Below are 9763 nucleotides of genomic sequence, written 5' to 3'. Positions count from 1 at the left end.
CTCGCTCCTCACGTAGTCGGAGAGCTCCCGCTTGGTGCGCCGCCAGGGCTCCATGGCGGCGTGCATCTCCGCCTGGCGCTCCTTCGGCATGCCCGCGAGCGAGCGCACCGCCTCGGCGCTGAGGTTGCCGCGGTCGGCCTCGGCGGCCCACTCGGGCGAGAGGTCCTCGGCGATGCGGCGGGCCAGCCTCTCCTCGCGCGCGATGGTCTTGCCGGAGACCTTGCGGCCCGTCTGCCGCTCGATGATGGCGGCCTTCACGTCGTCGACGCGCATGCCGGAAAGCGACGGGTCCTCGGAGCGCAGGCGCACGGCGTCGCCCCTGAGCGCCTCGGTCGCTGCGGCGCGCTCGGTCACGGTGAGCGCGCGGGTGAAGTAGTTCGCGGCGTGGAGCAGCGTCACCGCCCGCTCGTCGTCGATGCCCTCTATCACGCGGCAGGGCATCCTCTCGTAGGCGGGGTCGTCCTTGGCGAGCAGCGCGTAGGCGGCCTTGCGGCGGTGCCCGGAGACCATCTGCCACGAGCCGTCGCCGACCTTGCGCACCAGCGGCAGGTCGGTGAGGCCGTCCTCGCGTATGGACTCGGCGAGCTCGGCTATGCCGGCCGGGTCCATGGAGTACGCGGCGTTCGCCGGGTGGTCGGCGATGTCGGCCACCGCTATCTCGGACACCGGGTAGCGCCCGCGGGTGCGCGACGCGCCGTCGAGAAGCCCCGTGATGGTGAAGCCCGCGGCCACCTGGCTAGGCGAGCTCACGGGACACCTCGTCGGCGAGAGCCTCGTAGTCGCGCGCGGGGCGGCTCCCCGGCTCGAAGGCCGCCACCGGCTTCCACTGCCAGCTGCCCTCGCAGACCTTGCTGCTCGCGTGTATGACCGTCTCGAACTGCTCGCCCGGGAAGAACCCGTCGAGCACGGCCGCGCCCGTGGCCTCGGCGTTGGTCATGCGGCCGGGCACGCAGGTGCGCAGTATCTTCCATCTGGGCGTGGGCATGCGCAGGGCGTCTGAAATGGAGCGCGTCGCCTCCACGGTGAGCGCCGTGCCGCGCATCACGGTGGAGTCGAGCTTCACGGGGATGACGACCATGCCGCCCTCCGCTGCGGCGAGGTAGGCGTTGAAGGCAAGCCTGCGCATCACGGGGCTGCAGTCGATGAGGCAGACGTCGTAGGAGCCCGAGGCGTCGTCGAGGGCGAACTTGAGGCGCTGCTCGCGCAGGAGCATCTCGTTCTGGTCGACGAGGTCGATGGTCGAGGCCACCACGTCGAGGCCCTCCCCGGCGGCGTAGGCGACCTCCTCCACGGGCGCGCCGCCGTAGAGCAGCTCGACCGAGGTGCGCCGCTCGGAGGCGGCGCGGTCGTAGAGGCCGAAGAAGTCGGTGGCCGACGCCTGCGGGTCGAGGTCGACGAGCAGGGTCCGAAGGCCCCGGGCGGCGAAGATGGCCGCCAGGTTGACGGCGGTCGTCGTCTTGCCGACGCCTCCCTTGTAGTTGGAAATGGCTATCGTGCGCATGGGTCGCGTCCTCTCTAGCGTGGGGCGCGCCTCGCCGCATCCGGTCCGGCGCGCCCCGAGTCTCGGAGCGTCGGGACAAAACCGTACGAATTTGTCCGACAAGCGGAGTGTACCACGAAAACGTACGTATATGTACGTTTTCGTGGTACAGGGGCCGGTTTCGGGGGAAGTCCGGCCCCGGGAGCCCGGGGCCGGGCGCGCCGCCTAGGAGAGCGGCTCCATCTCGCCGAAGCAGTTGATGTGGTGGCGAAGGAGCGCTCGGTTCTCCTTGACGACCATCATCGCCACCTCGTCGAAGCGGACCGGGGTGTCTGCGTAGTCGTCGCTGTTCCCCGCGAGCCACGTCGCCGCCAGCGCCTCGCGCAGCCCGCGCGCCCTGTGGGCCTCGGGGAAGCCGTCCGTTCCGATCCGGACCGTGGCGTCGACGAAGACCAGGGTCCCGTCCTCGTCCACCGCCACGAGGTCGATCCCGCCGATGCCCTCGGGCCCCTGCCAGGCCTCGTCGACGATCTCGTAGCCCTTGCGCTCGAGGAAGGCCCTGACCGCGCCCATCGCCTTTTCCTTCATGTCGTTCATGCCTTGCTCCTTAGACTCTGAGGCCCGCCCCTGTGGCGTGCCTTGCGCCGCGTGAGTCGCATGCAGCGCGGGCGTGCCTGCAAGGGAGGAAGCGAAGTCGGGCGTGGTTATAGAAATCTCCCGACGTCAGTTTTTCGCGTTGTTCGCGCGCGCAGCGCATGGGGCGAAGAACCCGAAAAAGTGTCGCGGCCCTTGCGGGCCGCCTGCCGGCGTGCGACCCTGCGCGTCCAAGGAGCGCCGGGGCGAGTTTCGGGTCGGAGGGGCGGAGGCGTGCGGCATGGAATCGGGCGTGGGCGCCGAAACCCTCCGGGCATGGGATGCGGCCCGTCGGCGGTCCTGGGCTCCCGCGGGACTTGGCGACGACGTCGCGGCGGGGACGGAGGCGGGATCCCGAGTCGTGGTGCCGCGGTATGAGTCGGGACAGATGGCTTTCCCGCGCCGCTTGCGGTCGATATGTGCACGGGACCGTGGGCAGCGAGATGGTTCTCCGCATGGAACGGCTACGGTGCTGCGCGACACGTCTGTTGAGAGAAGGAGGCGAGCTGATGTTGAGCCACGAAGAGAAGTTGGAGCGCATCGAGCTCATCGATGCCGTGTGCGATGCCGGGAGACTGGCGAGGGGCCTGGACCAGCTGCTCGAGTCCCTGGCTCACGCCGACCAGCTGGACCCGCTCGACGTCGAGGGGATCCTGGTCCTGAGGTCTATAAGCGAGAGGTGTGCCGAGCGCATCGGCGACGCGGCGCGCATCCTGGAGGCTCAGAACGAGGTCCTCTATGCGGAGGAGCGGGCCAAAGTCAAACCGCGCGATAACTGAGGAACGAAACCCGGTCCGGAAACTGTTCCTTGATTCCGGCCGGATGATCTTCTCCGCCGCCCGGTGTCGCATTGTGTCCGAGCGGCTGATGTCCCCCTATTCCCAGTGCCGCGGCGTACCGCTGCGTTATAATTCAGAAAACGCATTTGTATTGCATTTCGAGGGATAGAGGCGCGAATGTCTAATGGCTATAAGGAGCTCATCAAGGGTAACCCCGGCGAGACCGAGATCAGGAGCTTCCTGGTAAACGGCGACCAGGTATCTGTGACCCTGCGCATCCCCGACACCCTGCGCGACGCGGCGAAGGAGGAGGCTGCCCTTCGCGGCATGAGCTTCTCCGCCTTTGTGCGCACTTGCATGATCGAAGAGCTCGCGAAGAAGGGACAATAGCCCGTGACGGAGCCAATGCACGACATCTCGGTCGAAGGCTTCATAGAGTCCTTCGACCGCCGATACCCGACTTTCATTCTCAAGACGTTGCTGTGCGACCGCACTACGGGGCGCAACATCATATGGGCCGACAACGAATACGAGGCCCTAGGCGACGGCTACATGGGCGATGACGAGATGACCGTCGAGAATGCTCATGTACGGTAAAGAAGCAAGCAACCGAAAACAATAGATAGACCGCCAGCACTACACTATTCCGAACCAAAGACCAAAAGATAAGCATTGTGGGAAAATCTAAACTTTTGGATTTTCCTACAATGCCAACTACGGCGGAATCCCTCCCACTCCTTATATCTTTCTGTATACATTGAATTTGTATTTAGTAAAATGCAGACAACACCACGGATCGGCTTTTGGTTGGACAATTCCAACCAAACACCACAGCAGACAGCAGAAAACATTCTGAACGCTAGGAAGCCGGTATGATTGTTACATATAAGGGGAAGAAAAATTTCTTTTAGATACTTGCTTTCCTAAAACTGATGTGATACAATGATTTAAACCAGAAAAGGAGTAAAAAATATGCGGCAAGGTATTCTTAAATAAAATTTGATAATGGGCGCAAAAATGATTGCCCCTTGCAGGGGCTTAGTTTTTGTACCCAATTTAAGAATACTTTTGCCTTTTTAGTAAATATCGTGACGGACAGCGGCTCATGTAAGCCGTCATACTTCTGTTTGTCCGAAGTCATGATCCCCAGCGGTAAAAGTATTAGCCGCTGGGGATTTTTGCGCCCATTTGGGCCTTGTATGGAGGATAGACATGAACATTATCAATATCGGGATTCTTGCCCATGTAGACGCTGGAAAGACAACCTTGACGGAGAGCCTGCTATATGCCAGCGGAGCCATTTCAGAACCGGGGAGCGTCGAAAAAGGGACAACGAGGACGGACACCATGCTTTTGGAGCGGCAGCGTGGGATTACCATTCAAGCGGCAGTCACTTCCTTCCAGTGGCACAGATGTAAAGTCAACATTGTGGATACGCCCGGCCACATGGATTTTTTGGCGGAGGTGTACCGCTCTTTGGCTGTTTTAGATGGGGCCATCTTGGTGATCTCCGCTAAAGATGGTGTGCAGGCCCAGACCCGTATTCTGTTCCATGCCCTGCGGAAAATGGACATTCCCACCGTTATCTTTATCAATAAGATCGACCAGGCTGGCGTTGATTTGCAGGGCGTGTATCAGTCTGTTCGGGATAAGCTCTCCGCCGATATTATCATCAAGCAGACGGTGTCGCTGTCCCCGGAAATAGTCCTGGAGGAAAATACCGACATAGAAGCATGGGATGCGGTCATCGAAAATAACGATGAATTATTGGAAAAGTATATCGCAGGAGAACCAATCAGCCGGGAAGAACTTGCGCAGGAGGAACAGCGGCGGGTTCAAGACGCCTCCCTGTTCCCGGTCTATCATGGCAGCGCCAAAAAGGGCCTTGGCATTCAACCGTTGATGGATGCGGTGACAGGGCTGTTCCAACCGATTGGGGAACAGAGGAGCGACGCCCTATGCGGCAGCGTTTTCAAGGTGGAGTATACAGATTGTGGCCAGCGGCTCATCTATTTGCGGCTATACAGCGGAACGCTGCGCCTGCGGGATACGGTGGCTCTGGCCGGGAGAGAAAAGCTGAAAATCACAGAGATGCGTATTCCATCCAAAGGGGAAATTGTTCGGACAGACACCGCTTATCCGGGTGAAATTGTTATCCTTCCCAGCGACAGCGTGAGGTTAAACGATGTATTAGGGGACCAAACCCGGCTCCCTCGTAAAAGGTGGCGCGAGGACCCCCTCCCCATGCTGCGGACGACGATTGCGCCGAAAACGGCAGCGCAAAGAGAACGGCTGCTGGACGCTCTTACGCAACTTGCGGATACTGACCCGCTTTTGCGCTGCGAGGTGGATTCCATCACCCATGAGATCATTCTTTCTTTTTTGGGCCGGGTGCAGTTGGAGGTTGTTTCCGCTTTGCTGTCGGAAAAATACAAGCTTGAAACAGTGGTAAAGGAACCCTCCCTCATTTATATGGAGCGGCCGCTCAAAGCAGCCAGCCACACCATCCATATCGAGGTGCCGCCCAACCCGTTTTGGGCATCCATAGGACTGTCTGTTACACCACTCCCGCTTGGCTCCGGTGTACAATACGAGAGCCGGGTTTCGCTGGGATACTTGAACCAGAGTTTTCAAAACGCTGTCAGGGATGGTATCCGTTACGGGCTGGAGCAGGGCTTGTTCGGCTGGAACGTAACGGACTGTAAGATTTGCTTTGAATACGGGCTTTATTACAGTCCGGTCAGCACGCCGGCGGACTTCCGCTCATTGGCCCCGATTGTATTGGAACAGGCATTGAAGGAATCAGGGACGCAACTGCTGGAACCTTATCTCTCCTTCACCCTCTATGCGCCCCGGGAATATCTTTCCAGGGCTTATCATGATGCACCGAAATACTGTGCCACCATCGAAACGGTCCAGGTAAAAAAGGATGAAGTTGTCTTTACTGGCGAGATTCCCGCCCGCTGTATACAGGCATACCGTACTGATCTGGCCTTTTACACCAACGGGCAGAGCGTATGCCTTACAGAACTGAAAGGGTATCAGGCCGCTGTCGGCAAGCCAGTCATCCAGCCCCGCCGTCCAAACAGCCGCCTGGACAAGGTGCGCCATATGTTTCAGAAGGTAATGTAACGTCTTGCGCAATGCAAGCGTTCATTGCTGGCTATTGCGAAATATCATTGATAAAATCACGAGGTGTTCGAGTCCACGTTCGACCCCGGCTACTGCGACGCGGACATCCCCTCCGCTCCCGGCGTCGAGCGCCTGAACGTGCTGATATTCGGCCTCAAGAACTCGACGCTCATCCCGTACGTGCTCTACGTTCGCAAGAACGCGGAGTCTTCGGGCGAGGAATCCGAGGTCTTCGCCCTGCTTGAGAGCTACATCGTCCGCCGAACGCTGGTTCAGGCGACCACGAAGAACTACAACAGGCTGTTCACCTCGCTGATCCTGAACGAGGTGAAGGACGCGGAGACGCTGAGGAAGGCTCTTGAAGCCAACGAAGAGGCGACGACGTACATGCCCGGCGATGACGAGGTTCGAAGGGCGTTCGAGGAATCGTGTCTGTACAACCTTCAGTCCAAGGGCGTTCTCTATCTGCTGGAAAGCGCCATTCGCCCAGACATGAGCAGCACGGCCCTGCTCGGGTTCAACCAGTACACCCTCGAACACATGATGCCCAAGAAGTGGCGCAACAAATGGGGAGCCCTCGACGATGAGGCTGCCACGCGAAGGGACAGGAAGCTCCTCACGCTCGGCAACCTCGCCATCATCACGCATTCCCTTAACGCCTCCATCCGCGATGCCGATTGGCCCACCAAGAAGCAGGGAAAGGGATACAAGGACGGTCTTGCCCTCTGCGCCGCCGGCCTTGCGACCATGGCCGGCGCCCTGGAGAAGGAGTCTTGGGACGAGGGCGATATCGCCGATCGCGCCGAATGGCTTGCGGACAAGGCGTTGGAGGTCTGGCGTTAAACCTTACATGCGCCCCATCTCGAAGATGCTTGCGGTGTCGGAGCCCGCATCCATGACGGATGTTGTCGGCTCTTCCAAATGCGAGGTTTGCGGTGGCGCTTCCGTCACTGGTGCCTCAACCCCCTCGCCGAGCGCCAGGAAGAACCTCATCACGAGCTCGATCCTCTGCTGCAGGGACTCGCTCAGCTCGCCGTAGGAGGCCGCCAGCCGGACCTCCTTGGCCAACTCCGTCATCGTGTCCTTCAGCGCCTTCTGAACGCTCACAGAGGGCCTCACCTCGACCTTGGTATCGGTCAGCTTGGCGATGATGTAGTCCTGCCTGCTCATGCCGCTCCAAGCTGCCATCTCGCATATGAGCTTGTGCTCCTCGGGCGTACAGCGGAACGCCATCGTCTTGCTGCGCTTGCGGGCGCTGTTCTCGCACGGCATCCTTCTTACCCCCTCGCCCCGTCGAGCGCGGCGGCCATCTCGTCCTGCTTCGTGGGGAACAGGTGCGCGTAGCGGTAGGTGATGTCAACCGCCTCGTGGCCCATGCGCTCGGCGATGGCAAGCGCGGAGAACCCCATCTCGATCAGCAGGCTCACATGGCTGTGGCGTATGTCGTGTATGCGGATGCGCTTCACGCCAGACGCCTTGCACCCGCGCTCCATCTCGTGGGCCAGGAAGTGCTTGGTCACGGCGAACAGGCGCTCGTCGGGGGCGACGTCGTCGCGCATCTCGATGAAGTCCGCCATCTCGTCGCGCAGGAAGGCGGGCATGACGATCGTGCGCACCGACTTGGGCGTCTTGGGGTCGGTCACGGTGTCCATGCCGTGGAGGCTCTGGTACGACTTGTTGATGCGCAGCCGCGAGCTCTCCAGCATGAAGTCGGACGGCGTGAGCGCCAGGAGCTCGCCGCAGCGGATGCCCGTCCAGTAGAGCAGCTCGAAGGCGTGGAACGAGAGAGGCTTGTCCATGATGGCCTCGCTGAACCTCAGGTACTCGTCCTTGGTCCAGAACTGCATCTCGCCGCCCTTCTTCGACCCTATCTTGTCGACCCTGCGCACCGGGTTGTCGGTGAGGCCGTAGTAGCGCTCGGCGTGGTTGAAGATGGCGTTGAGCTGGTTGTTCACCGTGCGCAGGTACGTCGGCGCCCAGGGCTTCCCGTCGGCGTCCCGGTGCTCGGTGAGCTCGTTTTGCCACCTGATGACGTCGATCGGCCTCACGTCGCACATGCGCATGTCCCCGAAGAACGGCACGAGCTTGTCGTTGATGATGTACTCCTTGGTGATCCAGGTGTGCTCGCGTACGCGCGGCTTCACCTCGGAGGCGTACACCTCGACGAACTCTGAGAACGTCATGTCCATGGCCCCGCCGTTAAGGCTCTTGAACTGGCTCTCCCACACTGCGGCCTCCACCTCGGAGGAGAAGCCGCGCTTCGTCTTGTGGCGCTTCGAGCCGCGGGCGTCGCGGTAGTAGCACTGCACGTAGAACGTGCCGTTGTTGTCGTCCTTGTACACGGGCATGTCAGTCCACCTCCGGGAAGTACAGTGCGTCGAAGACGTCGCTTCGGACGCGCCCGCGGATAACCACGCGCCCGCGCGCCTCCTGCTCGGCGTTTATCCTCCTGATCACCTCGTAGGCGCTGCCTTTCTTGATCCTCAGCAGCTCCGCGACCTCGTCGGCGTCCAGCATGTGAGGCCTCGGCGTCTTCGCCACCTTCTCGTCCATGGCTCCTCCAATCAACAGCGTACGTATATGTACGGTTTACAGATTGAGAGTAAACGTACGCATCCGTACTGTCAATAGAATTGCGTACATTTGCGTACGCTGATAAGATGTGCGGGTACGTAATTCCAGGAGGAGGGCGCATGTCCGTAGGCGAGAACATAAGGCGGTACCGCAAGTTGCGCGGCATGACGCAGGCGCAGCTCGCCGAGGCGGTCGGTCTGACCGAGGGGGCCGTGCGCCATTACGAGAGCGGCATCCGCGCCGTCAAGCCCGAGCTGCTCGAGTCCATCTCCGCCGCGCTCGGCGTTTCCGTCAACGCCCTCAAGGATTACGGCGTCGAGACCGCGGGCGACCTCGCGTCGCTGCTCGTGCGGCTCGAGGACTCCTTCGGCATCGTTCCCGCAGCCGACGGCTCGGGCCTCTCCCTGAACCCCAAGGCGCCGCACGCTCCCAAAGCCGCGATGGCGATCGGGCTGTGGGCCGAGAAGCGCGCGCAGCTCGAGAACGGCGAGATCGACGCCGACGAATACGAGGGCTGGAAAGCCTCGCTGTAGCGGCTCCCCGCATTTCGCAACCAGCGCAACCGAATCAGGACGCCAGGCTAGGCGGTGAGCTCCGCCCGCTCCTGCGTCTGCTGAGTTTTTACTCCCCATTGCATGTCAAGGCATTTTCGGCGCTCCTGGGGAGTAAATGACGCGGTGGCTTATATGACGGCACGCGGCAGCACGCCGCGGCATTTCCCCTGATTACTCCCGTTTTCCTTGAGACGGTGAGATTCTTTACTCCCCATTAACGACCTGGGGAAACGCCGTGCGGAGACCGCCGAAAAGCCTATTGAGTTCGATTTGAGTTTCACGGGCCCCGAAACGGCCTCGTTTCGTCCTCGGGGACAAAAACCGCGCGTCTACTCATTTGGGATGAATCCTTACTCCCATTCCTCCGAATACCGCCCAGTGCTTTGCCGTCTTGAAATACGGGGAGTAAATGGCGAAATCGCAGGTGAAAGGGAGTAAATAGGCAAAGAAAAAGCCTCCGTTCCAACATGGGAGCGGAGGCTAGATTATCGTATTTACTCACCGCCGTCGCCGGTGGCTTTGCCATGACTGTCGTACGAAACGAAACTCAGCGGCACAGCGCGGCACTCAAAAATGCAGGTCAGAACCCTATCGGCCTACTCCCACTCGAT

The 9763-nt window shown here is 60.6% G+C and carries 12 protein-coding genes; 6 read left to right on the top strand and 6 right to left on the bottom strand.

Translation table 11 applies throughout. The annotated features are described in order from the left end of the window. The 3 genes from FS885_RS09555 to FS885_RS09545 form a co-directional block, all read right to left on the bottom strand. On the bottom strand, nucleotides 1-750 hold a 750-nt coding region (locus tag FS885_RS09555; protein WP_144744816.1), incomplete at its 3' end, for a ParB/RepB/Spo0J family partition protein. Further along, nucleotides 737-1501, bottom strand: a complete 765-nt coding sequence (locus FS885_RS09550) for a ParA family protein (RefSeq protein WP_042433200.1) — start codon at nucleotides 1499-1501, stop codon at nucleotides 737-739. The genes FS885_RS09550 and FS885_RS09555, both read right to left, overlap by 14 nt. 204 nt (nucleotides 1502-1705) lie before the next feature. Next, nucleotides 1706-2077: a YraN family protein gene (locus FS885_RS09545; RefSeq protein WP_015540326.1), complete on the bottom strand. Its 372-nt coding sequence runs from the start codon at nucleotides 2075-2077 to the stop codon at nucleotides 1706-1708. Nucleotides 2078-2622: 545 nt separating this feature from the next. Between FS885_RS09545 and FS885_RS09540 the strand changes: the two genes are divergently transcribed. From FS885_RS09540 to FS885_RS09515, 5 genes are all read left to right on the top strand, one after another. Further along, entirely contained in the window at nucleotides 2623-2892 is a 270-nt protein-coding gene (locus FS885_RS09540) for a hypothetical protein (RefSeq protein ID WP_042433205.1), read from the top strand. A 177-nt stretch (nucleotides 2893-3069) separates the two neighbouring features. Next, nucleotides 3070-3282, top strand: coding sequence for a YlcI/YnfO family protein (locus FS885_RS09535; protein ID WP_172596416.1), 213 nt, complete (start codon nucleotides 3070-3072; stop codon nucleotides 3280-3282). Nucleotides 3283-3297: 15 nt separating this feature from the next. Then, nucleotides 3298-3489, top strand: a complete 192-nt coding sequence (locus FS885_RS09530; protein ID WP_042433209.1) for a hypothetical protein — start codon at nucleotides 3298-3300, stop codon at nucleotides 3487-3489. 615 nt (nucleotides 3490-4104) lie between these two features. Further along, on the top strand, nucleotides 4105-6024 hold the full coding sequence (gene tet(W) / locus FS885_RS09520; protein WP_144744815.1) for a tetracycline resistance ribosomal protection protein Tet(W): 1920 nt from the start codon (nucleotides 4105-4107) through the stop codon (nucleotides 6022-6024). A gap of 63 nt (nucleotides 6025-6087) precedes the next feature. Then, a complete protein-coding gene (locus tag FS885_RS09515; RefSeq protein WP_052297779.1) occupies nucleotides 6088-6867 on the top strand; it encodes an HNH endonuclease family protein in 780 nt (259 codons plus the stop codon). Nucleotides 6868-6870: 3 nt separating this feature from the next. Here the strand turns inward: FS885_RS09515 and FS885_RS09510 are convergent, their stop codons facing one another. From FS885_RS09510 to FS885_RS09500, 3 genes are read right to left on the bottom strand one after another with little or no spacing between them, the layout of a single operon-like run. After that, entirely contained in the window at nucleotides 6871-7296 is a 426-nt protein-coding gene (locus FS885_RS09510) for a plasmid mobilization protein (RefSeq protein WP_144744814.1), read from the bottom strand. A gap of 5 nt (nucleotides 7297-7301) precedes the next feature. Then, entirely contained in the window at nucleotides 7302-8372 is a 1071-nt protein-coding gene (locus tag FS885_RS09505; RefSeq protein ID WP_144744813.1) for a site-specific integrase, read from the bottom strand. Between the two features lies 1 nt (nucleotide 8373). Beyond that, nucleotides 8374-8577 (bottom strand): hypothetical protein, encoded by a 204-nt coding sequence (locus tag FS885_RS09500; RefSeq protein ID WP_042433219.1) that lies wholly within the window; start codon nucleotides 8575-8577, stop codon nucleotides 8374-8376. Nucleotides 8578-8717: 140 nt separating this feature from the next. On the opposite strand from FS885_RS09500, the gene FS885_RS09495 reads away from it, so the two are divergent. Beyond that, nucleotides 8718-9131 carry a helix-turn-helix domain-containing protein gene (locus FS885_RS09495; RefSeq protein ID WP_144744812.1) on the top strand — a complete coding sequence of 138 codons (414 nt, stop codon included), beginning with the start codon at nucleotides 8718-8720 and terminating at the stop codon, nucleotides 9129-9131. Nucleotides 9132-9763 lie beyond the last annotated feature (632 nt).

Source organism: Enorma burkinafasonensis (genome assembly GCF_902150035.1).
Classification (GTDB): Bacteria; Actinomycetota; Coriobacteriia; order Coriobacteriales; family Coriobacteriaceae; genus Enorma; species Enorma burkinafasonensis.
Note: the sequence above shows the minus strand (reverse complement) of the source record. Positions and strands in the feature narration are given on the sequence as shown.

Excerpts from the sequence above, each read along its gene's own strand:
- FS885_RS09535 (WP_172596416.1), top strand. The coding sequence starts at position 3,070 with ATGTCTAATGGCTATAAGGAGCTCATCAAGGGTAACCCCGGCGAGACC.
- FS885_RS09540 (WP_042433205.1), top strand. The coding sequence starts at position 2,623 with ATGTTGAGCCACGAAGAGAAGTTGGAGCGCATCGAGCTCATCGATGCC.
- FS885_RS09550 (WP_042433200.1), bottom strand. The coding sequence starts at position 1,501 with ATGCGCACGATAGCCATTTCCAACTACAAGGGAGGCGTCGGCAAGACG.
- FS885_RS09545 (WP_015540326.1), bottom strand. The coding sequence starts at position 2,077 with ATGAACGACATGAAGGAAAAGGCGATGGGCGCGGTCAGGGCCTTCCTC.
- FS885_RS09505 (WP_144744813.1), bottom strand. The coding sequence starts at position 8,372 with ATGCCCGTGTACAAGGACGACAACAACGGCACGTTCTACGTGCAGTGC.
- FS885_RS09495 (WP_144744812.1), top strand. The coding sequence starts at position 8,718 with ATGTCCGTAGGCGAGAACATAAGGCGGTACCGCAAGTTGCGCGGCATG.
- FS885_RS09530 (WP_042433209.1), top strand. The coding sequence starts at position 3,298 with ATGCACGACATCTCGGTCGAAGGCTTCATAGAGTCCTTCGACCGCCGA.
- FS885_RS09500 (WP_042433219.1), bottom strand. The coding sequence starts at position 8,577 with ATGGACGAGAAGGTGGCGAAGACGCCGAGGCCTCACATGCTGGACGCC.
- FS885_RS09510 (WP_144744814.1), bottom strand. The coding sequence starts at position 7,296 with ATGCCGTGCGAGAACAGCGCCCGCAAGCGCAGCAAGACGATGGCGTTC.